Here is a 24,194-nt window from a genome sequence, read left to right on the forward strand (position 1 = left end):
CCCCTAATGAGACAGCACGCCTCACACATGCTCTGCAACAAAATTTGTTGCTAAGCTTAACCACAATACCGCTACCCACGTCGATCCACAAAAATTACGACGGCACTTTCCAAAATAATGGAAATCCAGCCAACGAATACCGTAACTGACCTCTTCCAGAGCAAAAACAAGGCCCTGCATGCGGAGCCTTGTTTCATGTCACCTGCCGAAACGCTCAGCCCCCGTTCTTCGCCAACCAAGCATCCACCGCCGGCAGGCGATCCTTGCGGACCATCATGCGGTACTGGATGTTGGCGATCACGGTGTCGGCCGGACGGCGCGAGGACGGATCGATGGTGGCCTCGTAGGCCTTGATCTTCTCGATCATCGCCGGATCGAACGAGCTGCCGCCCAGCGACGGGTAGTAGCGGCTGCTGGAGGTGGAATCGACCAGCTTGTCGATCTGCGCGCGATGCGCCATGGCGAAGTCGTAGGCCATTTCCGGATGCTGCCAGGACACGCCGCGGATCATGCCGGCGCTGTTGGTGGCACCGGGCTCGCCGGTGAGCGCGAGGTCGAGTGCGCGCTGCGCCAGCGCCTTGTCCTCGGCGACGGAGAGCAGGCCGTACAGGCGATCCTTGATCATCGGCGACTTCTCGGCCCTGGCCTCGGCATGCAGCTTGTCCCAGGTGGCCGCGTCGGCATGCTGCGCCACGATGGCAAAGATGGTCTTGCGCAAGGCCGCCGGCACCGCCTTCGGATCAGTGGCCTGCGCGTCGAAGCGGCGGCGCACTTCCTTGAGCATGTCCGCGTCACCCAATTCGGACAGCGCACCGATCAACTGCGTACGCAGCAGCGTGGTCGAGGTGCTCTCGTCCGGCCTGGCGTCCCAGCCCACGCGCGCGAACACCGGCTTGAGCTGCGCCACGGCATAGGCGCGGAAGCGATCCTGGCGCGCCTTGTCGCCGCGGTAGTACTGGTCAAGCCCTTCGAGGCTGCCGGCCACTTCCGCCCAGATTTCCGGATCGGCATTGGCCGGGGTGGACTTGGCCATGTCGAGGAAATCCGACACCGGTTCGAGGCCGGCCATGCTCTCGGCCCAGGTGTCGCTCATCAGGCCGAGCTGGTCGATCGGCGCGAGCTTGTTGAAGTCCTGCTTCAGCGCGGCAAGCTGCGCCGGCGCGTACAGCGTGCGGTAGTAACCGCTCTGCCCCGCGTTCACCAGCACCGGGCCGCAGCCCTTCAGCTTCAGCGTGGCGGAACCATCCACCAGCGTGCTGGCGGCGGGGCTACCGACCACCCGCGCGATCACCGGCACGTGCCAGCGCAGCGGCTGCTTGTCCGGGCGATCCTTGGTGAACTCGCCCTGGGTCAGCTTGATGGTGGTTTCGCCGTTGCTGCACATGGCCGAGTCCACCTTGATCAGCGGCACGCCCGGCTGCAGGGTGAAGTCGTGCGCCACCTGGGTGATGTGCTTGCCGGGGGCCACGCCGTCCATCGCATGCCACAGGTCGTCGGACACGGTGTTGCCGTAGGCATGCGCCTTGAGATAGTTGTGCACGCCCTGGCGCCAGTTCTCCGGGCCGACGTAGGCCTCGAGCATGCGGATCACCGCCTCACCCTTGGAATAGGTGATGGTGTCGAAGGCCTGGCTGGCCTGCTCCACGGTGTCGATCTTCTGCACGATGGGGTGCGTGGTGGCCACCGCGTCGACCGACATCGCGCCTTCGCGCACGCCCACGGTGTCGAGCACGGTGTTCCACTCGGGATGCACCTTCTCCGTCTCGCGTTCGGCCATCCACGAGGCGAAGCCTTCGTTGAGCCACAGGTTGTCCCACCAGTTCATGGTCACCAGGTCGCCGAACCACTGGTGCGCCATTTCGTGCGCGGCGGTGTTGAACACCTCCATCTTGTCGCCCTGCGTGGAGAACGACGGGTCGAGCAGCATGGCGTACTCGAAGGTGAAGATCGCGCCCCAGTTCTCCATCGCCGAGAAGAACTGGCTGCTGCCCGGCGCGGCGATGTTGTCCAGCTTGGGCAGCGGGTACTTGATGCCGAAGTAGTCGTTGTAGTCGTGCAGCACGGCCTTGGCCGAGTCCAGCGTGAAGGCCGCCTGCGCGCCCTTGCCCTTCTGCATGACCACGCCGATCTCGGTGCCGTCCGAGGTGGTGGTAACGCGGTCGAAGTCGCCCAGCCCGAAGAACAGCAGGTAGGTGGACATCTTCGGCGTGGTCTGGAAGGTCACCTTCTCCATGCCGTTGCCGGCGCCGGCCTTCGAGGCCACCGGCATGTTGCTCACCGCCATCTCGCTGGCGGGCACGGTGACGCTGAGGTCGAACGTGGCCTTGTACGCCGGTTCGTCCCACGACGGGATGAAGCGGCGTGCGTCGGAGTTCTCGAACTGGGTGAACAGCGCGCGCTTCTGGCCCGAGGCGGTCGGGTAATCGATGGCGAACAGGCCGTTGGCCTGGGTGCCGATGGTGCCGACGTAGTCCATCGCCAGCTTGTAGCGGCCCGGCGCGACGGGCTTGTCGAAGCTGAAGGTGGCGGTCTGCGTCTTTTCGTCCACCGCGACCTTGGCCTTCATGGCCGCGACCTTGCCCGAGGCCGGCGCCAGTGTCACCGACGAGAACGTCATGCCTTCGGCATTGAGCGTGATGCGGGTGCTGGGCTTGAGCACCTGCACGTCCACGGTCACCCAGCCGTCGAAGTCCATCTTCTCGGCATGCGGAGTGATGGCCACGGCGTAGTGCACGGGGCGCACGTTGCGCGGCAACTGCGTGGGGGTCTGCGACGACGCGGCCGCCGCCGGCCGCGCCGGCATCGCCAGCGTGGCGCCGGCGGACATGGCGAGCGCCAGCGCGATCGCGGAAACCAGGGACTTGCGCATGGAAACCTCTCCTTGGAGGACAACGTGGGATGGATTGCCGCCCATGGTGGTGCCGGCGACGACGGGCAGGAATGGCCGGAAGTCATGCCTGCCGGCCATGCTTCGCGCCGCCTTTCGCCCGTTCCGCACCCGCCGAACCCAGCCTGGTCGCTTGCCCGGCGAAACCCGCAGAATCGGCCGCTATGCTCGCTCCCGACGATCCACCACCGGGGACACCATCGTGATCAAGGGCATCTTCTTCGTGGCACGGCTGGTCATCGCCTGGCTGCTGGCACTGTTCTTCATCCTGGTCGTGATGGGCCACAGCGGCCCGTTCCGCAACATCCAGCCGCTGCCGGAAATCATCGCCTTCGCGGTGCTGGTGCTGGTGGTGACCGGCGCGTTCTCCCACCTGCGTCGCGTGCGCCTGATCGCCGGGCACGTGAACCTGGACACCCTGGGCAACCGCCAGCGCCGGCAGATCGAATTGCCGTTCGAGGCCGGCGAGGCGTTCGACATGCTGGATGCGACGATCCGCGAGCTGCCTTATACCGAGGAAGTCGAAAGCGCCCGCGACAGCCTGCAGGTACGCTCCAAGATGCGCCGCCCGAACCCCTATGGCCGCGCCGTGCTCGGCTGGCTCAACCCCTTCAGCTGGCTTGGCAGCCGGCGCAACCAGATTTTCGCCACGGTGACGCCGGGCGACGGCATCGGCAGCGTCATGCTGGTGTGCGAACCGGAGAGCGGTGCGTGGACCGACTGGTTCCGCGTGGACGACGGCAGCAACCTGGTCAATGCCGAGGCGATCTCCCGCGCCCTCGCCCGCCGCGTGACCGAACGCCGCCGCCGCGAACAGCAGGCCGCCGCCCAGACCGCCACCGACAAGGAACTGGCGCAGGCCAGACTCAACCTGCTGTACGCGCAGGTGGAGCCGCACTTCCTCTACAACACGCTGGCCAGCGCGCAATACCTCACGCGCAGCGAGCCGGCGCAGGCCGACCGCATGCTCGGCCATCTCATCCAGTATCTGCGCCACTCGCTGCCCAGCGCGGAGGAAACGCTCTCCACGCTCGGCGAAGAGCTGGAACGCGCGCGCGCCTACCTCGAGATCCTGAAGATCCGCATGGGCGCACGGCTGGAGCTGAAGATCGAAGTGCCCGATGCGCTGCGCGCCATCACGCTGCCGCCGATGATGCTGCAGACGCTGGTGGAGAACGCGATCAAGCACGGCCTCGAACCCAAACCCGGCGGCGGCACCGTGTGGATACTGGGCCGCCGCGACGGCGACAGCGTGGCGATCACGGTAGTCGACGACGGCCAGGGTTTCGGTGCGGCCGGCGGCGGCACCGGCATTGGCCTGAAGAACGTGCGCGAGCGGCTGCAACTCGTGTACGGACCGCGCGCCTCGCTGGCGGTGGTCGCCAACGTGCCGGAAGGCGTGGCCGCCACGCTCACCGTGCCGGCGCAACAGGCTGCACCGGGCGCAACGGAATCACGCTCATGACCCGCGCCGTGATCGCCGAGGACGAACCGTTGCTGCGCGATGCGCTGAGTCGCCTGCTCAGCGAAGCGTGGCCGGAACTGGACGTGATCGCCGAATGCGAGAACGGTGCCGACACACTCGAAACCATCGCCACGCACCATCCGGACGTGGCCTTCCTCGACATCCGCATGCCGGGCCTGAGTGGCCTGGAAGTGGCCGCGGCGGCAGCCGAAGCCAGTCCCGCCACGCAGGTGGTGTTCACCACCGCCTACGACCAGTACGCCATCGCCGCGTTCGAACGCGGCGCGATCGACTACCTGCTCAAGCCCATCACCGCTGAACGACTCGCCGCCACCATCGAACGCCTGAAGCGGCGCGCCACCGCCGGCCACGCCGCGCGCAGCGACCTCGCCCTGCTGCTGCGCGAACTGGCACAGGGTGCCGCGCAAACCGGCGCCGCGCCGCCGCTGACCTGGATCACCGCCGGCACCGGCCGCGAGACGCGGCTGATCATGGTGGACGACGTCGCCTACTTCCGCGCCGACCACAAGTACACCGTGGCGATGACCGCCGACGGCGAGGCATTGCTGCGCAAGCCGATACGCGAACTGCTGGAGCAGCTCGACCCGGCCGTGTTCAAGCAGATCCACCGCTCCACCATCGTCAACCTGAAAGCGATCGCCTCCATCGTCCGCGACGACAGCGGCAAGGGCACCGTGCGCCTCAAGCAACGCCCCGAAACCCTCACCGTGAGCCTGCCCTTCATGGCGCTGTTCCGCAGCATGTGATCCACCGCGCGCGGCTCGCCATGTGCAGCCACGCGTAAGACCCAACCACATCGGAAAACTCATCATGTTGAAGCTGACGATGGCCGGCTTGGCCGGCCTTTGCCTGGCCGCTTGCGCCTCGCAACCCCTCGATCACGACCTGCTGCGCCTGCACGCCGAGCGGAACTGCAGGGTACGCGCCGCCGTCTCTCCCGCCTATGCCGTGGACAGCACCGGCATTGGCTTGCGCAACGTCGCGTTCGATCGATGCATGCGCGCCGCCGAGATCGCGAAAGCTCGTTGAGCCGCGCCCTCGCGCCAGATCATACGCGCGGCGCCAGCCGTGCAGCCCGTCAAGGTGATCGCACCGCCTTCGCGAAGCCGTTCACGACCCCTGCCCCGTTTCACCTTCGCGACGCGGCAAGCGCCAACCCGGCCGCACGAAATGGCAGGTATAGCCGCCGGGGTAATGCTGCAGGTAGTCCTGGTGCTCCGGCTCGGCTTCCCAGAAATCGCCCAGCGGCTGGATCTCGGTCACCACCCGCCCCGGCCACAGGCCGGAGGCGTCCACGTCGGCAATGGTGTCTTCGGCGATGTGCTTCTGTGCCTCGCTGGCGTACAGGATCACGGAACGGTAGGAACTGCCGCGATCGTTGCCTTGCCGGTTCGGCGTGCTCGGGTCGTGGATCTGGAAGAAGAATTCCAGCAGTTCGCGGTAGCCGATGCGCACAGGATCGAACACGATCTCCACCGCCTCGGCATGCGTGCCGTGATGGCGATAGGTGGCATTGGGCACATCGCCGCCGGCATAGCCCGTGCGGGTGGACAGCACGCCCGGCAGCTTGCGCAGCAACTCCTGCACGCCCCAGAAGCAGCCCCCGGCAAGCACGGCGCGTTCGGTAGCCATCATTCGCCCTCCACCTGGTCCAGCCATGCGCCATAGCCCTCCGCTTCCATGTCGGCGCGCGGCACGAAACGCAGCGAGGCGGAATTGATGCAATAACGCAGACCGCCGCGCTCGGCGGGGCCATCCGGAAAGACGTGTCCCAGATGGCTGTCTCCATGCGACGAGCGGACTTCGGTGCGGGTCATGCCGTGCGTGCTGTCGCGCAATTCGCGGACGCTCGCCGGCTCCAGCGGCCTGGTGAAGCTGGGCCAGCCGCAGTGCGAGTCGAACTTGTCGGTGGAGGCGAACAGCGGCTCGCCCGACACCACATCCACATAGATGCCCGCGGCGTGGTGATGCAGGTATTCGCCCGTGCCCGGATACTCGGTGGCGTTCTGCTGGGTGACGCGGTACTGCTCGGGCGTCAGTCGCGCCAGGGCTTCGGGGGTCTTGCGGTACATGGACATGGCAAGTCTCCACTCGGGATCGACGCGAACCGAGATGGGGGCGCGCGGGGCCGATCCAAACAAGTGTAGCCAAGCAAAAGCCCCGCGACGCGGGGCTTTTGCTTCACCGGCAGCAGGCGTCGATCAGGCGAACGGGTCGTCCAGCACGATGGTGTCGTCGCGGTCGGCGCCGGTGGCGACGATGGCGAGCCGGCAGCCGGAAAGCTCCTCCACCGCGCGCAGGTAGGCGCGGGCGGCGGCGGGCAGCCTGTTCCAGTCGCGGATGCCGGCGGTGGATTCCTGCCAGCCCGGGAACTCCAGGTACACCGGCTTGCACTCGTCCCAGCCGTCCGCATCCAGCGGCGCCAGCTCGCGGCGCTTGCCGCGGTACTCGTAGGCGATGCAGACCTTGATCGTCTCCAGGCCGTCGAGCACGTCGAGCTTGGTGATCGCGAGGCCGTTGATGCCGTTGATCTGCACGGCGCGCTTCAATGCCACCAGGTCGATCCAGCCGCAACGGCGCGGACGACCGGTGCTGGCGCCAAACTCGTTGCCCACCTTGCGCAACCGCTCGCCCATCTCGTCGTGCAGCTCGGTGGGGAACGGACCGCCGCCCACGCGCGTGGCGTAGGCCTTGCAGATGCCCAGCACGTAGTCGATGTCGTGCGCGCCCACGCCGGTGCCGGCCAGCGCGCCACCCACCGTGGTGTTGGACGAGGTGACGTAGGGATAGGTGCCGTGGTCGATGTCGAGCAGCGCGCCCTGCGCGCCTTCGTACAGGATGTTGCCGCCGTCCTTGCGCACGTCGTGCAGGATGGTGGCCACGTCGTCCACCAGCGGCCTGATGTACTCGCCCCAGGCCAGCGCGTCCTTCAGCACGGTGTCGTAGTCCACCGGCTCGGCCTTCAGCCACTGGGTGAGGATGAAGTTGTGGTAGTCCACCGCGGTCTTCAGCAGCGCGGGCAGCTCGTGCGGGTACATCAGGTCGGCCACGCGGACCGAGCGGCGCGCCACCTTGTCCTCGTAGGCCGGGCCGATGCCGCGGCCGGTGGTGCCGATCGCGCTCTTGCCGGCGGCGGCCTCGCGCGCTTTGTCGACCGCGATGTGGTACGGCATGATCAGCGGCGTCGCCGGGCTGATCTTGACGCGCGAGCGCACGTCCACGCCCTGCTCCTCCAGCTCGGCAACTTCCTTGATCAGCGCCTCCGGCGACAGCACCACGCCGTTACCGATCAGGCACAGCGCATCGTCGCGCAGGATGCCCGAGGGGATCAGGTGCAGCACGGTCTTCTTGCCCTTGATAACCAGGGTATGGCCCGCGTTGTGGCCACCCTGGAAACGCGCCACCGCGCTGACCCGCTCGGTCAGCAGATCGACGATCTTGCCCTTGCCCTCGTCGCCCCACTGGGCCCCGAGGATGACAACTGACTTGCCCATGACGTTCTCGCTCAATTTGAGGCGCCCCTTGGTGGAGCGCGAAAAGGTACCTGTGTCGGCGCTTAGCTGCCGTGAACTCTTTCAGTGACGCATGCACCGCGTCGCCTGGCCTGGCGACGCGACGCTCAATGCTTGGCCGGCTCCGGATTGCCGAAGTAGTGCAGGAATTCCGAGTCGGGCTTGAGGATCAGCACACCGTTGCCGTTCTCGAACGACTTCCTGTAGGCGGCCAAACTGCGGTAGAACGCGAAGAATTCCGGATCCTGGCTGTAGGCCTGCGCGTAGATCGCCGCGGCCTGGGCATCGCCCTCGCCACGCACCCTGGCCGCGTCGCGCCCGGCATCGGCACGCAGCACCTGGCCCTGGCGGTCGGCATCGGCCTTGATCTTCTCCGCCACCTCCTGGCCAGTGAAGCGCAGTTCGTTGGCCAGTTGCAGGCGTTCGGCACGCATGCGCTTGTACACCGACTCGCTCACCTCGTCCGGCAGATCGATGCGCTTGATGCGCACGTCGACCACGGCGATGCCTAGATTCCTGCGCGCCGAAGCATCGGTCAGCTGGCGCACCCGCTCGGTGATGTCCTTGCGGCCACCGGAGATCAGGTCCTGCAGCGTGCGCGCGTTGAACTCGAAGCGCAGCGCATCCTTGATGATCGGGGTCAGCCGCTGTTCCGCCTGCAGCTGGTCGCCACCGGTGGCGCGGTAGTAGGCCGCGTTGTCGGCGATGCGCCACTTCACGTAGAAGTCGACGTTGACGCTCTTCTTCTCGGAGGTGAAGTAGCGCTCCGGTTGCGCATCCAGCGACAGGATGCGCTTGTCGAAATGCAGCACCTGCTGGACCACCGGCAGCTTGAGGTGCAGGCCGGGCGGGTAGTCGGCGCGCACGATGCGGCCGAACTGCAGCAGCAGCGCGCTCTGCCCCTCGCTCACCACGAACATGCTGTTGAGGCCGAGCAGCACGAGCAGCACCGCGACGACGATGGCAACGATCCGCCTCATGGCTGCTTCTCCTTGTCCGCGGCCGCATCGCTGCTGGAGCTCGCCGCTGCAGGCACCACCACCGCCGCGGCGCCAGCCGCGCTGCGCGCGCTGTGCCCGGCCGGCAGGTTGATGATGTTGCGTCCGCCGGAACCGTCGATCACCTTGGGGTTGTCGGCCATCACCTGTTCCATCGTCTCCAGCCACAACCGCTTGCGGGTCACCGCGGGCGCAGCCTTGTATTCCTTCAGCAGCAGGTCGAAGCGGGCGACGTCGCCCTGCGCGCGGGCGATGCGCTCGGCCTTGTAGCCCTCGGCCTCGGCGGCGATGCGCGCCGCGTCGCCGCGCGCCACCGGCACCACCTTGTTGGCATAGGCCAGCGCGTTGTTCTCGATGCTCTGCTTGTCCTCGCGCGCGTTGTTGACGTCGTCGAAGGCGTCCTTCACCTCCGCCGGCGGGGCCACGTTCTGGAAGCTCACCTCGGTGACGCGCAGGCCGCTGTCGTAGCTGTCCAGCGTCTTCTGCAGCGCCTGCTGCGCCTCGCTCACCAGGTTCACGCCGGCGGCGGAAAGGATCTGGTCCATGTCGCTGCCGCCGACCACCGAGCGCACCGCGGCTTCGGCCGCCGCGCTCACGCTGCCGTCGGGATCGCTCACCGAGAACAGATACTTGCGCGCGTCGTCCACCTGGTACTGCACGGTGAAATCGATGGTGATGATGTTCTCGTCGCGGGTCAGCATGGAGACGCGGTCGTTGACCGAGCGGATGCGCGTGGCCTCGACCTTGTCCACCGCCTCGATCGGGGTCGGCAGCTTGAAGTGGAAGCCCGGCGGCAACGTGCGCGCGTACTCGCCGAAACGCAGCACCACGCCCACCTGGCGCGCGTCGATGATGGTGTAGCTGCTCATCAGCAGGCCCACCACGACCAGCACGATGACGGCGGTAAGAATGCCGCCGGGACCGCGCCCCAGCCGGCCAAAATGGCTGCCGAGACTCTTCAGCAGCTGGTCCGGCGAGAACTTGTTGCCGCCAGGACGCGGCCGGTTCCACGGATCCTTCTGCCCGCTGCCGGGTTCATTCCAGGCCATGGTCAGTCTCCTTTAGAGCCTGTTCGATGCCTTCGCATGGCCCGCGCCGGAAGCTGTTTGCGCGCAGGCCAAGGAAGAGCGAAGGAGTGGACGTCGGTCCACGACTGAGTGATGACGCGGGTCTGCGGGCAAACAGACCCGGCCCTCCGGGTTGCCTTGCCGGGGCCGCCATGCGGCAGCGCGCGGCTTGACCTGCCAGCCAGCCAGCCAGGCGCTGCGCCACGCACTACCACCTGACGGCCCCGGCAAGGCAACGCGGGCAATGCGAAGGCATCGAACAGGCTCTTGGCTGGGGAGGCCGGCTATGCGCGCCGGAGCGAGTCGGTTTGGACGCAACGAGCATGTAGCGGAACCAGGCTGCCTGTCGGGGGTGGCGCCGAGGGTTTTCGGTCGCGCAAACGATTGGAATTCTAGCAGAGCGAGGCAGCGTCCGGGGGCGATGCCGCCAGCAACGCGCGCAGCAGCTCGGTCTCCGCCGCACTGCCGCCGTTGAGCGGCGCGATCACGCTGCGCGGCGCGTCGATGCGCAGGCGCCAGCCGTGCTCGTCCACCTGCTCGCCGGCGATCGCTCCCACCGCCTTGAGCCGTGCGTGCAGGCGCCCCGCCGTCAGCGGCAGGCGCAGCTCGGACTGCACCCGCTCACCGCCCAGCAGTTCACCCAATGCCTGGCGCAACAGTTCGATGCCCGCACCGGTGGCGGCAGAGAGCCACACTGCCTGCGGCCGCCCATCGGCATCGCGATCGATGCGAGGTTGTATCGATGTACGGGCAACCGCGCTTTCTTGAAGAGTACAGCCAGGGATGGCTGTTTCTTGATCTTCGCCGGCAGGGATGACGGCGCCGGCGCCGTCATCCACGCCCATCAAATCGATCTTGTTGTAGATCCGCAGCTGCGGCACGTCGCCGGCGCCGATCTCCTCCAGCACCTGGTCGACCACGCGGCGCAACGGCTCGCGCTCCTCGTCGGCGGCGTCGCCGACGTGCAGCAGCAGGTCGGCGTCGCGCGCCTCGGCCAGGGTGCCGCGGAAGGCCGCGACCAGGTCGTGCGGCAGCTCGCGGATGAAGCCCACCGTGTCGGCGATCACCGCCGGGCCGCAGGCAAGGTCGTCGAGCCGGCGCACGGTGGGATCGAGCGTGGCGAACAACTGGTCGGCGGCATACACGCTGCCCGCGGTGAGCGTATTGAACAGGGTGGACTTGCCCGCGTTGGTGTAGCCCACCAGGGCCACCCGCGGCACCGTGTTGCGCAGGCGCGCGCGACGCTGCTGGCCGCGTTGGGTCTGCACTTTTTCGAGGCGTCGGGTGAGCTGCTTCACCCGTTCGGCGAGCAGGCGGCGGTCGGTTTCCAGCTGGGTTTCGCCGGGGCCGCGGTTGCCGATGGCGCCGCCGCGCTGGGCGTCCAGATGGGTCCAGCCGCGCACCAGCCGGGTGGCGACGTGCTTCAACTGGGCCAGCTCCACCTCGAGCTTGCCTTCGTGCGAGCGGGCGCGCTGGGCGAAGATGTCCAGGATCAGGCCGGCGCGGTCGACCACGCGCGCGCTGAGATGCTTCTCCAGGTTGCGCTCCTGCACCGGGCTGAGCAGGTGGTCGACCAGCACCAGGTCGGCCTGCAGCGCGCGCACCATCTCGGCCACTTCCTCGGCCTTGCCGCTGCCGATGTAGTAGCGCGGATTGGGCATCTCGACGCGTGCGGAAACGCTGCCCAGCACCTCGGCGCCGGCGGACCTGGCCAGTTCGGCGAACTCGGCGGCGCGGCGTTCGGCGTCACCGCTGCCACGCGCATGCGGCAGCACGAGGATGGCGCGCTCGCCTTTCTTCTGACGATCAAACACGTGGACTGGCGGCCTCTGCGACGGTGCGGAATCGATGGGATCCCGCTTTCATGTGGGCCGGCAGGCCATCAATCAAGCATCCGGCGCGTCGCCGGCCGGTGCGGCGTCGACATGCGCCTCGTGGCCGTCGTGGCCGTTGCCGATGCGCACGTTGCGGCTGGGCACCACGGTGGAGATGGCGTGCTTGTAGACCATCTGGCTGACCTGGTTGCGCAGCAGCACGACGAACTGGTCGAACGATTCGACCGTGCCCTGCAGCTTGATGCCGTTGACCAGATAGATGGCCACCGGCACGCGCTCGCGGCGCAAGGCATTGAGGAAAGGATCCTGCAGCGATTGTCCCTTGGACATTTCTTGTTCTCCCCTGAGCGGCGAACCGGCCGGGGAAAAAACGCCTGCGGCGCCCCGGCCCAACTGAAGGGATGTTAACCGGGTTCAAGGGCTTGAAGGAAGGGGTTTTTCGGGGAATCCACGCACGAAAACGAAGACTCGCCGCGCCCGCTTCACTCCGGGGTTCCGAGGAACAGCCGGATGGCTTCGGCCGCCCCCGCCAGCGGCGGCGAAACCTCGGGATCGAACACGCGTGCATCCAGCTCGGCGCGCAGCCAGGTGATCTGCCGCTTGGCCAGTTGCCGGGTGGCGAAGATCGCACGGTCGCGGAAGCCGGCGGCATCCGTCGCCCCGTCCAGGTGTTCCCAGCCCTGCCGGTAGCCCACCGCGCGGATCGCCGGCAGGTCGGCATGCAGGTCGCCCCGGGCGCGCAGCGTGCGCAACTCGTCGAGGAAACCCGCCGCCAGCATCGCGTCGAAGCGCCCGGCGATGCGGGCATGCAGCGGCCGGCGATCGCCCGGCAGCAGGGCCAGCTTGAGCACGCGCCACGGAAACACCTCGCCACGACCGCCACGCTGCAGTTCGGACAGGGGACGCCCGCTGAGCTCGATCACTTCCAGTGCGCGCTGCAGGCGCTGGGCATCGTTGGGGCCGATCCGTGCCGCGGCGGCGGGATCGAGCCGCGCCAGCCGCGCATGCATGGCCGGCCAGCCCGTGTGCGCCGCTTCGCCCGCCAGCCGCGCGCGCAATACCGGATCGGCCTCGGGCAGTTCGGACAGGCCACGCTGCAGCGCCCGGAAATACAACCCGGTACCTCCCACCAGCAGCGGCACCCTGCCCTGCGCCGTGTCGGCCCGCATTGCCGCCAGCGCGTCGTCGCGGAACTCCGCCGCGGAATACGGCCGTGCCGGGTCGCGGATGTCGATCAGCGCGTGCGGATGGCGCGCCAGCGTGGCCGCATCCGGTTTCGCCGCGCCGATGTCGAGGCCGCGATAGACCAGCGCCGAATCCACACTGACGAGATCCAGCGGAAAGCGGTCCGCCAGCTCGCAGGCAAGCGCGGTCTTGCCCGAGGCCGTGGGGCCCATCAGGAAGATGGCGGGGGGACGGACGTCGAGGCTCATGCGGACCGGCGCGGGAACTGGTGCGCAAGGGTAACCCACCCGCGCCTGCGCAAAACCTCGCCAATCCAAGACAAGTGCCTGACACGACGGCATGGATCGGAGTTGTCCACATGGTTGTCCAGCACGTATCCACACCGCTTGTGGATAGATCGGTGACGCGCGACCGGAAAACGCAGAGCAGCCCGGCATGGCCCCGTGCAACACGCACGGCGATGCCTCGCACTGCGACAGGCGCAAGAGCCGGCACGGGAAGCCCATGTGTAATCGACATGTCGCTTCGTGCGTTTACCCCCGCCATGCCCAAGTCCCGCACGCTCAATGCCACGCTCCTTGCCGCTGCCCTGCTGGCCGCTGGCTCCCGGGCATCCGCCCAGCAAACCGCCGCGCTGCCCGACTTCAACGGACTGTGGCGCATCAGCGACCAGGGCAGCGACAGTCCGGCACAGGTCACCGCCAGGCTGCGTGCGGAGATCCGGCGCGAACAGTCGCCCACCGTGGCCCCGGCCGCCGCCTCGTCGAGCGGCAATGCGCCGCGGTCCGGCAACGGCGCAGGCGGCGGCAGACATGGCGGCGGCATGGGCGGAGGCCACATGGGTGGAGGCGGCATGGGCGGCGGACATGGCCGCGGCGGCGGCAAGCACGCCAGCACGTCATCGGACGATTCGTCCGGCGACAACGATATGCTCAAGTCGCCACCCATGCTCGACAACGATTCCATCCTGGTCGTGCAGCAGGATGCCAGGGCCGTGCAGGCCCGGCTCGAGAACGGCGAACAACTGGATGTACGGCTCGATGGCAACCACCAGCAGACGCTCGACGGCAGTGCCGTCGCGCGCCGCCAGGCTGGCGGCCCGGATCTGCAGTTCAGCCTGGAATTCGGCGACGGCGGCCGGATCGAGGAAACCTGGTCGCGCTCCGCCGACGGCCGCACGCTGCAAGTCGTCGAACAGTGGCAGCCAGGCTTCCTGCAGCGTCCCGTGGTATTCCGCCGCGTCTACCAGCGCGTCGACTGAGTGCGCGGCAACGCCATGGAGACGAGCCGCCGCGACGAGGATCTATAATCCGCGTCTTCCCCGCCCGTCCGGGCCAGCCATTGGATTCCCCATGCCGCAGACGATGAAAGCCCTGGTCAAGCGCAAGCCCGAGCAGGGCATCTGGATGGAAGAAGTGCCGGTGCCCGAGGTCGGCCCGAACGAGGTGCTGATCAAGCTGGAGAAGACCGCGATCTGCGGTACCGACCTGCACATCTACAAGTGGGACGAATGGTCCCAGCGCACGATCAAGCCGGGCCTCACCATCGGCCACGAGTTCGTCGGCCGCATCGTGGAGATCGGTCCCGGCGTCACCGGCTACAAGGTGGGCGACCGCGTCTCGGCCGAGGGCCACATCGTGTGCGGCCACTGCCGCAACTGCCGCGCCGGCCGCCAGCACCTGTGCCCGAACACCATCGGCATCGGCGTGAACCGCAACGGCGCGTTCGCCGAGTACATGACCATGCCGGCCTCGAACCTGTGGCCGATCCCCGACCAGATCCCGTCCGAGCTGGCCGCCTTCTTCGACCCCTACGGCAACGCCGCGCACTGCGCGCTGGAATTCGACCTGATCGGCGAAGACGTGCTGATCACCGGCGCCGGCCCGATCGGCGTCATCGCCGCCGGTATCGCCAAGCACGTGGGCGCGCGCAACGTGGTGGTCACCGACGTCAACGACTACCGGCTCAAGCTGGCCGCCGACATGGGCGCCACCCGCGTGGTGAACGTAGCCAACCAGTCGCTGAAGGACGTGATGAAGGATCTGCACATGGAAGGCTTCGACGTGGGCCTGGAAATGAGCGGCAACCCGCGCGCCTTCAACGACATGCTCGACTGCATGTACCACGGCGGCAGGGTCGCCCTGCTCGGCATCCTGCCCAAGGGCGCCGGCATCGACTGGGATCGCGTGATCTTCAAGGGCCTCACCCTGCAGGGCATCTACGGCCGCCGCATGTACGAGACCTGGTACAAGATGACCCAGATGGTGCTGACCGGCTTTCCGCTGCAGAAGGTGCTCACCCACCAGATCCACATCGACGACTTCCAGAAGGGCTTCGACCTGATGGACGCCGGCAAGTGCGGCAAGGTGGTCTGCTCCTGGAATTGACGCACCGAAGCGATCAAGGCGGGGTTGGCCTCACTTGCCCATGGCCACATGGAAGCATGTGAAACCGCCCCGTTCTTCATGGCGACTATTTATTGCTGGCGGAGGACGTCCCGGCTGTCGCAGGCAGGGCACCGGCAGTGAGCTTGTAGGTGCACCACTTGCCGCTTCCGCCGACGCCAGCCGCCATATTGCCCGTTATCGAGCAAGGGCCGTTGATGCTGTCGCCGTGCATTCTCCAGTAGCCGCGCATGACGGGGCCGATGGATGCCAGGGTGAAATAGACGTTGGACTTGCCGTCGGCCTGTGGCTCCGCATGCAAAATCACATCCATGTAAACCTGCGACCTGACGCGCTTGCCATTGATGCGGGCAGACGACTTGACCCAACCCTGCACGCTGTTCCAGAGCAGGTTGTTCACGGCGCCGGGCAAGCGTAGGGAGTGCTGGATGTCGCGAACCTGCCCTTTGTTGGTCACGACCACCAGCAGGGGAATATTCGTGACGGTGCCGGACTGAGTCTGGGCCGCGCCACTCACCGCCGATTGGGGAAAGTTGGAAGAGCTTCCCGGCGAAGCGTCACGGGCAACAGCATTCGCTCCCAACAAGACTGACATGGCAAGACCAAGCAGTACTGCATTTGTACGGTCCATATCCCTACCTCCTGCAAATGATGCGTCGTGGTGGGTGTCCTGGCTCTTACTCTCGGGAACCGAAGCCGTCAACTTGCGCAGCTTCTTGCGTCGACCATGTTTCCATCTTCGTGCCGCTCCAGTCTCAAACCTCGGGGTGAGCCCGTACAACGCGTGAAGACTCAATGGGAGGACAGCAACGACCAAGCATGGTGCAGCTGCTCCAACCGCAATACCGAACAGCCCTGAGTAGGGTGGTCTGCTCCCGAAATTGACGGACGACGCTACCGCGCGGCGCCCGCTTCGCCGGACCACGACCAGGATGGTTCCCCGGAGTCCGGCCCGTTATAGTCGCCTCGCCGACGCACGGGGGAAATCGGTGGAAGAGTTCCTCGCTCGCCTGAAAGCGCACAAGCTGGTGCAGTGGACGCTGGGCTATATCGCCGTGTCCTTCGCCATGCTGCCGGTGCTGGACATCGTGGCGGAGCGCTTTGGCTGGTCGCAGACGATGGTGCGTTGCCTGATCATCGCGATCGGCACCGGGTTCTTCGTGGCGCTGGTGATCGCGTGGTACCACGGCGAACGCGGCGAACAGCGGGTCACCCGCACCGAGCATGCGATCCTGGCGACGCTGGTCGTGCTGGGCGGGCTGGCCATGTGGCGGATCGGGCCGGCGGCGCCCAAGGCGACCGAACCCGCGCAGGCGACCGCGCCGCGGCAGGTTGTGGCGCCGGCAAGACCCGCCGCCTTCGACCCACCCGCCGACACCCTGGTCGTATTGCCGTTCGCCAACGAAAGCGGCGATCCCAAGCAACAATACTTCAGTGACGGCATCACCGAGGAACTCACCAACGCGATTGGGCAGAACACCGCCCTGCGCGTGATCGCCTGGGATACCGCCTCGCATTACCGCGACAGCACGCAACCGGCCACCGCCATCGGCAAGGTCCTCGATGTCGCCAACGTGCTCACCGGCAAGATCCTGCGCGAAGGCAACGAAATACGCGTGATCGTAGAACTGGTGAACGCCCGCACCGGCTTCCAGGTCTGGTCAAGCCACTACGACGATTTGCTGGCCAACGTGTTCCAGGTGCAGGACCAGATCACCGCGGCGATCGCGGGTGCGCTGAAGGTGAAGTTCGCGAGCCTCGGCGCTGCGCGGACCGTCAACCCGCAGGCGCACGACCTGGTGCTGCAGGCGATTGCGCTGGGAATAAAAGCCCGCACCGCCGCGCCCCTCGAGCAGGCCCGCAAGCTGTTGGAGCAGGCCATCGCGCTCGATCCGGACTACGCCGACGCCCACGCCGGGCTGGCGGGCGCGTGGTTCGTCCTGACCCAGTACTCCACGTTGCCGCTCAAGGACGCCTTGCCCAAGGTGCGCGAGGAAGCGCACAAGGCGCTGGCGCTGGACCCGCGCAACGTGAACGCACTGGTAGCGTTGGCCAATGCCGACGTGGCGGAAGGCAAGCTCGCCGAAGCCAGGGCTGGCTACGAGCACGCGCTGGCGCTCGACCCCAGCAATGCCAACGCGCATCTGGATTACGGCAACGTGCTGCCGCTGAAGTCGGGATTGGCGCAGTACCTCGAAGCCGTGCAGCTCGATCCCGACAACGCCACCGCGCAGAACAATCTCGTCGCGCAATATCTGGACCTCGGAGAATACGCGCAGGCGCTGGCACCCGCACAAGCGCTGATGCGGCTGGACCCGACCAGCGCCGACAGCGCGCTCGGCCTGGCGCAGATCTATTCGCTGCTGCACCGCTCCGAAGATGCCGTGAAGGCCTTCGATTTGGCCCAACCCGACACCGAACTCGCCAAGGCGCTGGTCGCAGCGGGCCGGCTGACCTATCAATCGCTGCTCGATCCCGCGTTGCACGCGCAGGCGGTGACCGCGGTGGAGGCGCTGCGCCGACGTGCCGACCTCGATCCCGATTCCATGGGCGACGTGATTCAGCTCGAGCTGGCGCTGGGCCAGAACCCCATCGCGCTGGAGCAGTTGCCGAAGCTCTGCGCTGCGTCGCCGGTCATCTGCAGCGACCTCAGCCTCACTCCCGCGTACCTGCCGCTGCGCGGCGACCCGCGCTTCCAGCAACTCGTGCGCCAGTACGACACCGTCTCCAAACCCGCCGCTGCCGCCACCGCCGCGCCGGCTACAACAGCCGGACCATCGCCGTAACGCGTAGCCCCTCGGCGCAAAAGGGCCGCCCCCTCTTCCCTCGCAATGGCGACACCGCAGACCCGGGTCGCCGCCCGCGTCTTCCTGCCGGGGCATCGCCTACATGGATGGCCACGACGCCGCGCGATACCCGTGAATTCGGCATGATGGACCAACGCATCCCCGCAACACCCCACCCGACCACGGTATCTGCGTAAACTTCGCCTGTCCGGCAACTGCCGGAACAGGGGAAGTACCCGGCGATGCGTCGCCGGTCCGACACGCCAACGGGATATTGCCAGCATGAACGATCCTCGCCCTTCGGTCGCCTCCCGTCTGGCGATGGCACGCGGTCACGCGGAACGGCTGTATCGCTCGCACCGGCTGCGCCGGATCGCGCTGATCGTCGCCATCGTGCTGGCCGTGTTCGGCCTGCTCGGCTTCTTCGTCGCCCCGCCGATCATCCGGAGCCAGCTGCAGACGCGGCTCACCGCCCTGCTCGGCCGCCCGGTCAGCGTGGATGCGGTGCACCTGAATCCGTTCACCCTGCGGCTGCAACTGGACAAGCTGCACATCGGCGACCGCGACGGCCACTCGCCATTCGTCGATGTCGATCGCGTCGTGGTCGATGCGTCATGGAGCTCGCTGTTCCGCATGGCGCCGGTACTGGACAAACTCTCGCTGCAGCACCCGCAGCTGCATATCGCACGCACCGCGCCGCAACAGTTCAACTTCTCCGACCTGGTGGACAAGTTCTCGGGCCAGCCGGCGAAACCGGACAGCAAGCCGGCGCGCTTCGCGCTGTCCAACATCAGCGTGCATGACGGCGACATCGCGTTCGACGACGCGGTGACGCATGCCTCGCACCGCATCGACCACCTGGAACTCGGCATCCCGTTCATCGCCAACCTGCCGCACGATACCGACGTGTTCGTGCAGCCGCTGCTGGCCATGGACGTGGACGGCAGCCCGCTGCGCATCGCGGGCCAGACCAAGCCGTTCGCGGACAGCCTCGAATCGGTGGTGAGCTTCACGCTGGATCACCTCGACCTGCCCCGCTATCTCGGCTACGTACCGGCCAGGCTGCCGGTGGCGATCCCGCGCGGCCAGCTGTCCGGCCAGCTCGAACTGTACTTCGTGCAGGCGAAGTCCGGCCCGCAAGTGCGGCTGGGCGGCCAGCTGCAACTGGACGACTTCGCGCTGACGGCTCCCGACGGCACTCCCATCCTCGCGCTGGGCCACGCCGGCGCGGCGCTGGACGACGTGGAACCCCTGCTGTCGCGCTACCGCCTCGGCGCGGTGCAGCTGGACAAACTCGACCTGCATTACACCAGCAAGTCCGGTGGCCACAGCAATTTCGACGCGTTGACCGGTGGCGCCGCCACCAAACCCACCACGCCTGCCACACCGGCCACCGAAGTGCGTATCGCCGCGCTCAACCTGCAGGACGGGCGTTTCGAATATACCGACGCCAGTGGCCGCAAACCCGCCACGCTGGCGCTGGAGAACATCCACGGCACGCTGCGCGGGTTGTCCACGGTCGCCGCGCCGGCGGCCGCGATCGACCTTGCCGCCACGCTCAACGGCGGCAGCCTCGCCATGAACGGCAAGCTCGACCTGGCGAACAGCCGTTACGACGGCACGCTGGGCCTCAAGGGCGTGGGACTGGCTCCGCTGCTGCCACTGGCGCCGCCGCTGCTCAACGCCGACCTCACCAAGGGCACGCTCGACGCCAGCGGCCAGTTGCAGGTGGACTGGGGCAAGACCTTCAACTTCAGCCTGCAAGCGGCCACTGCGGCGATCAACGACCTCGCCCTGCGCCAGGGCAGCCGCACGCCGCTCGCCTGGCAGTCGCTCGAAGCCGGCATCACGCGCTTCGACCTCGCCAGCAGCACGGCGCAGCTCGATCACCTGACTTTGCACGGCCTGCACGTGGAGGCGCGGCGGCTGCATGACGGCGGCATCGACCTCACCGGCCTGGTCAAGTCCGGACCGTCGCACGGTTCGCACAAGTCGTCGCCAGCGCCCGCCTGGCACTGGAGCATCGCCCACGTCGGCATCGACGGCAGCACGCTGGCGCTCACCGACCCGCGCATCGCCGGCAAACACGGGCGCGCCGAGTTCAAGCTCGACCGCACCAGCATCGACGGCCTTTCCGACGACATGCGCCGGCCATTGAAGCTGGCGCTGGATGGCGGCATCGGCCGCGGCAGCCTGCGCGTCGACGGCAAGCTGCGCCCGCAGCCGCTGGATGCCGACCTGCGCGTACGCACCACACGCCTCGACATCGCCCCGCTGCAGTCGCTGGTCGGGACAGCGCTCAACGTGACGCTCACCAGCGCCCTGCTCAGCGCGGACGGTCGCGTGCGTTACCGCGAGCATCACCCGCAGGCGCTGCTGGACTGGCGCGGCCGCGTCACCCTGGGCAACGTGCGCGTGCAGGACAAGCTCACTGGCGACGACTTCCTGCGCTGGAACTCGCTCAACGCCAGCGGCCTGACCGTGCGCATGGGCGAGGACGTGCCGCATGTGTCGGTGGCCGGGTTGGCGCTCAGCGATTTCTACGCCCGCGTCATCATCAATGCGAACGGACGGACGAACCTGCAGGACGTGGTGGCCAATCCGGCCGCCGCCCCCGTCTCGGTGACCCAGGTGCAGCAGCAGGCGCCCGCACCGAAACCACAGGCGAAACCGGCGACTCCCGCCCCGGCCGGCACGACCGCGGCACCGGCCGCGGACATCCAGATCGGCCAGATCACCCTGGCACGCGGCCACCTCAACTACACCGACGACTTCATCAAGCCGAACTACACCGCCAACATCACCCAGCTCGACGGCCAGGTGGGTGCGTTCGGCACGGCCGGCGGCCCGCCTGCCGCGCTGACCCTGCAGGGCCAGCTCGACGACAACGCACCGGTGAACATCACCGGCACGATCAACCCGCTGGCGCCGGTGGCCTTCCTCGACGTGAAGGGCAAGGCCGACGGCGTGGAGCTCACCCATCTGTCGCCCTACTCGGGCAAGTACACCGGCTACCCGATCACCAAGGGCCGGCTGACGATGGACGTGCACTATCAGCTGGACAACGGCAAGCTCAACGCCGACAACCATATCTTCATCACCCAGCTCACCTTCGGCGACGCCATCAAGGGGCCCGGCATCAGCCACCTGCCGGTGAAACTGGCGGTGGCGCTGCTGAAGAACGCCGACGGCAACATCGACGTGGACGTGCCGGTGACCGGTTCGCTGGACGATCCGCAGTTCAGCGTGGGCAGCCTGATCTGGCACGCCTTCGTCAACCTGATCGGCCGTGCCGTGACCTCGCCGTTCCGGCTGATTGCCTCGGCCATGGGCGGTGGTGGCAAGCAGCAGGATCTGGGCTACCTGGAATTCGCCCCTGGTTCGGCCATGCTCGACGCGAAGGCGCAGGACAAGCTCGCGCAGATCGTGAAGATCCTGCAGCAGAAGACCTCGCTGAAACTGGACATCACCGGCCGCGTCGATCCGAAGTTCGACGAGAGCGGCCTACGCAAGGTGATGGTGGACGACCTGGTGCAGCAGGAGGCCGGCGATGGCGTCGACCTCTCGAAGCTCACGCCCGACAAGTACGACAAGTACCTGAAGAAGGCCTACAAGCACGCCAAGTTCACCAAGCCGCGCGATGCCATCGGCCTCACCAAGTCGCAGCCGCCGGACGTGATGCGCAAGCTGCTGGAAACCAACATGCCGGTGGACGCGGATGCCTTGCGCCACCTTGCCGAGCGTCGCGCGGACGCCGTGCGCGCCGCGCTGCGCGGCAAGCTCGACGACAGCCGCGTGTTCGTGCTGGCGCCCAAGGTCGATGCCAAGGGCATCGACGATGCGGGCAAGACCACGCGCGTCGATTTCGGCCTGCACTGAAAACCGACGGTTTTCCGCCGTGGGCAAAAATCGTAGAGAGCGATTTTCCACATCGCAGCAGCGGTGGTCCGAAGGGCGGCTGCCATGGATGGCAGTCGCAAAAAGGCCGACAATAGGCATTTCCCCCACGAGCGGAATCCCACCATGAGCTATCCCGGCCAGGCGCGCTACGCCAGCGAACTGAAATCCATCCGCGAACAGGGCCTGTTCAAGGCCGAGCGCGTGATCGTCTCGCCACAGTCGGCCGAGATCGAACTGGAGGGCGGGCGCAAGGTGCTGAACTTCTGCGCGAACAACTACCTGGGCCTGGCCGATCATCCCGAGGTCATCAAGGCCGCCAAGGAGGCACTGGACACCCACGGCTTCGGCATGGCCTCGGTGCGCTTCATCTGCGGCACGCAGGACCTGCACAAGCAGCTGGAGAGGAAGATCGCCGACTTCTTCGGCACCGAGGACACCATCCTCTACGCCGCCTGCTTCGACGCCAACGGCGGCCTGTACGAACCGCTGCTGGGCGAGGAGGACGCGGTGATCTCCGACGCACTCAACCACGCCTCGATCATCGACGGCATCCGCCTGTGCAAGGCCAGGCGCTTCCGCTACGCCAACAGCGACATGGCCGACCTGGAGAAGCAGCTGCAGGCCGCCGACGCGGCCGGCGCACGCACCAAGCTGATCTCGACCGACGGCGCATTCTCGATGGACGGCTTCATCGCGAAGCTCGACCAGATCACCGCGTTGGCCGCGAAGTACAACGCACTGGTGCACATCGACGAATGCCACTGCACCGGCTTCCTCGGCGAGACCGGCCGCGGCTCGGCCGAGGTCAACGGCGTGCTGGACAGGATCGACCTCTTCACCGGCACGCTGGGCAAGGCACTGGGCGGTGCGCTCGGTGGCTTCACCACCGGCCGCGCCGAGATGATCGAGATGCTGCGCCAGCGCTCGCGGCCGTACCTGTTCTCCAATTCCTTGCCGCCGCACGTGGTGGCCGCCGCGATCAAGGTGTTCGACATGCTGGAGGCCGCCGGCGACCTGCGCGCGAAAGTGCAGGAGAACACCCGCTATTTCCGCGAGCAGATGACCAAGGCCGGCTTCGACATCAAGCCCGGCGTGCATCCCATCGTGCCGGTGATGATCTACGACGCGCCCAAGGCGCAGGCGATGGCCACCGCATTGTTGGAAGAAGGCATCTATGTCACCGGCTTCTTCTACCCGGTGGTGCCGCAGGGCCAGGCGCGTATCCGCACCCAGATGAGTGCGGCGCACACCCGCGAACACCTCGATCGGGCGATCGCGGCATTCACCAAGGTAGGCAAGCAACTCGGCGTGATCTGACGCTCAACGCCGCCGGAGCTGCGCCACCTCGTCCGCATCGAGGTGGCGCCACTGCCCCTTGGCGAGCTCGCCCAGCGCCAGCGGCCCGATCGCCACCCGAACCAGGCGCAGCACGTCGATGCCCAGCGCCGCCAGCAGGCGGCGGATATGCCGGTTGCGACCCTCGTCCAGCACCACTTCCAGCCAGGCGTTCTTCTCGCCAGTACGCAGCAGCGCAACGCGCCGTGCCTTGAGCAAGTCGGCGCCCTCGCGAACACCGGCCTGCATCGCGGCCAATGCCGCCGCCCCGGGCAGCCCCGCCACCTGCACGTGATAGGTCTTTTCCAGATGGGTGTCCGGCTCGGTGATGCCAGCAGCCCAGATACTGTCGTTGCTGAGCAGCAGCAGCCCTTCGCTGGCCTTGTCCAGCCGTCCCACCGGCCCCAGCCACGGCAGGCCGGCGTCGCGCAACAGGCCGTAGACCGTGTCGCGGCCACGCTCGTCGGCCGCGCTCACCACGATGCCGCGCGGCTTGTTCAGCGCGAGATAGACGCGCTGCGCCGCCGCCACGGCGACGCCATCCAGGCTGAGCTGCTGGCGTTCCGCCTCGACCGGGTATTCGGGATCGCGCACCACGCGGCCGTCCACGCCCACGCGCCCCGCGCGCACCGCGGCCTCGGCCTGGCTGCGCGAGCACACGCCCAGCTTGCTCAGCACGCGGGCGACACCGTGGCGCCTGCCGCCTTGTGATCCGGGTTGTTTCGTGTGCGTCATCAGGCAAGCCAGGCAATGCTTTCGCGATTATCCATGATCGCGAAAATCAGACGGCGCTGCGGC

At 67.3% G+C, this 24,194-nt stretch carries 19 protein-coding genes; 8 read left to right on the forward strand and 11 right to left on the reverse strand.

Annotation, left to right across the window (positions count from 1 at the left end; genetic code table 11):
* Positions 1-214: 214 nt before the first annotated feature.
* A complete protein-coding gene (locus tag ABQJ54_RS03060) occupies positions 215-2,869 on the reverse strand; it encodes a M1 family metallopeptidase (protein WP_367852790.1) in 2,655 nt (884 codons plus the stop codon).
* A 220-nt stretch (positions 2,870-3,089) separates the two neighbouring features.
* Here ABQJ54_RS03060 and ABQJ54_RS03065 point away from each other — a divergent pair, with 220 nt between their 5' ends.
* The 3 genes from ABQJ54_RS03065 (at position 3,090) to ABQJ54_RS03075 (ending at position 5,402) form a co-directional block, all read left to right on the forward strand.
* A complete protein-coding gene (locus tag ABQJ54_RS03065) occupies positions 3,090-4,352 on the forward strand; it encodes a sensor histidine kinase (RefSeq protein ID WP_367852791.1) in 1,263 nt (420 codons plus the stop codon).
* A complete protein-coding gene (locus ABQJ54_RS03070; RefSeq protein ID WP_367852792.1) occupies positions 4,349-5,119 on the forward strand; it encodes a LytR/AlgR family response regulator transcription factor in 771 nt (256 codons plus the stop codon). Before ABQJ54_RS03065 ends, ABQJ54_RS03070 begins: the two co-directional genes overlap by 4 nt.
* Before the next feature lie 64 nt (positions 5,120-5,183).
* Positions 5,184-5,402 carry a hypothetical protein gene (locus tag ABQJ54_RS03075; RefSeq protein WP_367852793.1) on the forward strand — a complete coding sequence of 73 codons (219 nt, stop codon included), beginning with the start codon at positions 5,184-5,186 and terminating at the stop codon, positions 5,400-5,402.
* A gap of 81 nt (positions 5,403-5,483) precedes the next feature.
* Here the strand turns inward: ABQJ54_RS03075 and msrA are convergent, their stop codons facing one another.
* From msrA to miaA, 8 genes are all read right to left on the reverse strand, one after another.
* The gene (msrA, locus tag ABQJ54_RS03080) at positions 5,484-6,005 is read right to left on the reverse strand and encodes a peptide-methionine (S)-S-oxide reductase MsrA (RefSeq protein ID WP_367852794.1); all 522 of its coding nucleotides are present in this window, start codon (positions 6,003-6,005) and stop codon (positions 5,484-5,486) included.
* Positions 6,005-6,451, reverse strand: coding sequence for a peptide-methionine (R)-S-oxide reductase MsrB (gene msrB, locus ABQJ54_RS03085; protein ID WP_367852795.1), 447 nt, complete (start codon positions 6,449-6,451; stop codon positions 6,005-6,007). The genes msrA and msrB overlap by 1 nt, the downstream gene beginning before the upstream one ends.
* 123 nt (positions 6,452-6,574) lie before the next feature.
* Positions 6,575-7,867: an adenylosuccinate synthase gene (locus ABQJ54_RS03090; protein ID WP_367852796.1), complete on the reverse strand. Its 1,293-nt coding sequence runs from the start codon at positions 7,865-7,867 to the stop codon at positions 6,575-6,577.
* A gap of 125 nt (positions 7,868-7,992) precedes the next feature.
* Complete coding sequence (hflC, locus tag ABQJ54_RS03095; RefSeq protein WP_367852797.1) at positions 7,993-8,865, reverse strand: protease modulator HflC; 873 nt, start codon at positions 8,863-8,865, stop codon at positions 7,993-7,995.
* Positions 8,862-9,932, reverse strand: coding sequence for an FtsH protease activity modulator HflK (gene hflK / locus ABQJ54_RS03100; RefSeq protein ID WP_367852798.1), 1,071 nt, complete (start codon positions 9,930-9,932; stop codon positions 8,862-8,864). The genes hflC and hflK overlap by 4 nt, the downstream gene beginning before the upstream one ends.
* A 410-nt stretch (positions 9,933-10,342) precedes the next feature.
* Complete coding sequence (hflX, locus tag ABQJ54_RS03105; RefSeq protein ID WP_367852799.1) at positions 10,343-11,764, reverse strand: ribosome rescue GTPase HflX; 1,422 nt, start codon at positions 11,762-11,764, stop codon at positions 10,343-10,345.
* A 72-nt stretch (positions 11,765-11,836) separates the two neighbouring features.
* Positions 11,837-12,115 (reverse strand): RNA chaperone Hfq, encoded by a 279-nt coding sequence (gene hfq, locus ABQJ54_RS03110; RefSeq protein WP_367852800.1) that lies wholly within the window; start codon positions 12,113-12,115, stop codon positions 11,837-11,839.
* Positions 12,116-12,267: 152 nt separating this feature from the next.
* Entirely contained in the window at positions 12,268-13,218 is a 951-nt protein-coding gene (gene miaA, locus ABQJ54_RS03115) for a tRNA (adenosine(37)-N6)-dimethylallyltransferase MiaA (RefSeq protein WP_367852801.1), read from the reverse strand.
* Positions 13,219-13,514: 296 nt separating this feature from the next.
* Between miaA and ABQJ54_RS03120 the strand changes: the two genes are divergently transcribed.
* The gene (locus ABQJ54_RS03120; RefSeq protein ID WP_367852802.1) at positions 13,515-14,231 is read left to right on the forward strand and encodes a hypothetical protein; all 717 of its coding nucleotides are present in this window, start codon (positions 13,515-13,517) and stop codon (positions 14,229-14,231) included.
* A 91-nt stretch (positions 14,232-14,322) separates the two neighbouring features.
* Positions 14,323-15,357 carry an L-threonine 3-dehydrogenase gene (gene tdh, locus ABQJ54_RS03125; RefSeq protein ID WP_367852803.1) on the forward strand — a complete coding sequence of 345 codons (1,035 nt, stop codon included), beginning with the start codon at positions 14,323-14,325 and terminating at the stop codon, positions 15,355-15,357.
* An 85-nt stretch (positions 15,358-15,442) separates the two neighbouring features.
* On the opposite strand, the gene ABQJ54_RS03130 is transcribed toward tdh, so the two are convergent.
* Entirely contained in the window at positions 15,443-16,006 is a 564-nt protein-coding gene (locus tag ABQJ54_RS03130) for a hypothetical protein (protein ID WP_367852804.1), read from the reverse strand.
* Positions 16,007-16,364: 358 nt separating this feature from the next.
* On the opposite strand from ABQJ54_RS03130, the gene ABQJ54_RS03135 reads away from it, so the two are divergent.
* From ABQJ54_RS03135 to kbl, 3 genes are all read left to right on the forward strand, one after another.
* The gene (locus tag ABQJ54_RS03135) at positions 16,365-18,161 is read left to right on the forward strand and encodes a tetratricopeptide repeat protein (protein ID WP_367852805.1); all 1,797 of its coding nucleotides are present in this window, start codon (positions 16,365-16,367) and stop codon (positions 18,159-18,161) included.
* Between the two features lie 282 nt (positions 18,162-18,443).
* Positions 18,444-22,040, forward strand: coding sequence for a DUF748 domain-containing protein (locus ABQJ54_RS03140; RefSeq protein ID WP_367852806.1), 3,597 nt, complete (start codon positions 18,444-18,446; stop codon positions 22,038-22,040).
* A gap of 144 nt (positions 22,041-22,184) precedes the next feature.
* A complete protein-coding gene (gene kbl, locus ABQJ54_RS03145; protein WP_367852807.1) occupies positions 22,185-23,378 on the forward strand; it encodes a glycine C-acetyltransferase in 1,194 nt (397 codons plus the stop codon).
* Between the two features lie 3 nt (positions 23,379-23,381).
* On the opposite strand, the gene ABQJ54_RS03150 is transcribed toward kbl, so the two are convergent.
* Positions 23,382-24,131, reverse strand: coding sequence for a pseudouridine synthase (locus tag ABQJ54_RS03150; RefSeq protein WP_367852808.1), 750 nt, complete (start codon positions 24,129-24,131; stop codon positions 23,382-23,384).
* Between the last annotated feature and the right edge of the window lie 63 nt (positions 24,132-24,194).

The organism is Rhodanobacter lycopersici, assembly GCF_040812335.1.
Classification (GTDB): Bacteria; Pseudomonadota; Gammaproteobacteria; order Xanthomonadales; family Rhodanobacteraceae; genus Rhodanobacter_A; species Rhodanobacter_A lycopersici.

Bases quoted from the DNA above. Each gene is read 5' to 3' on its own strand.
- ABQJ54_RS03060 (WP_367852790.1), bottom strand. From the start codon at position 2,869: ATGCGCAAGTCCCTGGTTTCCGCGATCGCGCTGGCGCTCGCCATGTCC.
- ABQJ54_RS03070 (WP_367852792.1), top strand. From the start codon at position 4,349: ATGACCCGCGCCGTGATCGCCGAGGACGAACCGTTGCTGCGCGATGCG.
- ABQJ54_RS03075 (WP_367852793.1), top strand. From the start codon at position 5,184: ATGTTGAAGCTGACGATGGCCGGCTTGGCCGGCCTTTGCCTGGCCGCT.
- msrA (WP_367852794.1), bottom strand. From the start codon at position 6,005: ATGGCTACCGAACGCGCCGTGCTTGCCGGGGGCTGCTTCTGGGGCGTG.
- msrB (WP_367852795.1), bottom strand. From the start codon at position 6,451: ATGTCCATGTACCGCAAGACCCCCGAAGCCCTGGCGCGACTGACGCCC.
- ABQJ54_RS03090 (WP_367852796.1), bottom strand. From the start codon at position 7,867: ATGGGCAAGTCAGTTGTCATCCTCGGGGCCCAGTGGGGCGACGAGGGC.
- hflC (WP_367852797.1), bottom strand. From the start codon at position 8,865: ATGAGGCGGATCGTTGCCATCGTCGTCGCGGTGCTGCTCGTGCTGCTC.
- hflK (WP_367852798.1), bottom strand. From the start codon at position 9,932: ATGGCCTGGAATGAACCCGGCAGCGGGCAGAAGGATCCGTGGAACCGG.
- hfq (WP_367852800.1), bottom strand. From the start codon at position 12,115: ATGTCCAAGGGACAATCGCTGCAGGATCCTTTCCTCAATGCCTTGCGC.
- miaA (WP_367852801.1), bottom strand. From the start codon at position 13,218: ATGAGCCTCGACGTCCGTCCCCCCGCCATCTTCCTGATGGGCCCCACG.
- ABQJ54_RS03120 (WP_367852802.1), top strand. From the start codon at position 13,515: ATGCCCAAGTCCCGCACGCTCAATGCCACGCTCCTTGCCGCTGCCCTG.
- tdh (WP_367852803.1), top strand. From the start codon at position 14,323: ATGCCGCAGACGATGAAAGCCCTGGTCAAGCGCAAGCCCGAGCAGGGC.
- ABQJ54_RS03130 (WP_367852804.1), bottom strand. From the start codon at position 16,006: ATGGACCGTACAAATGCAGTACTGCTTGGTCTTGCCATGTCAGTCTTG.
- ABQJ54_RS03140 (WP_367852806.1), top strand. From the start codon at position 18,444: ATGAACGATCCTCGCCCTTCGGTCGCCTCCCGTCTGGCGATGGCACGC.
- kbl (WP_367852807.1), top strand. From the start codon at position 22,185: ATGAGCTATCCCGGCCAGGCGCGCTACGCCAGCGAACTGAAATCCATC.
- ABQJ54_RS03150 (WP_367852808.1), bottom strand. From the start codon at position 24,131: ATGACGCACACGAAACAACCCGGATCACAAGGCGGCAGGCGCCACGGT.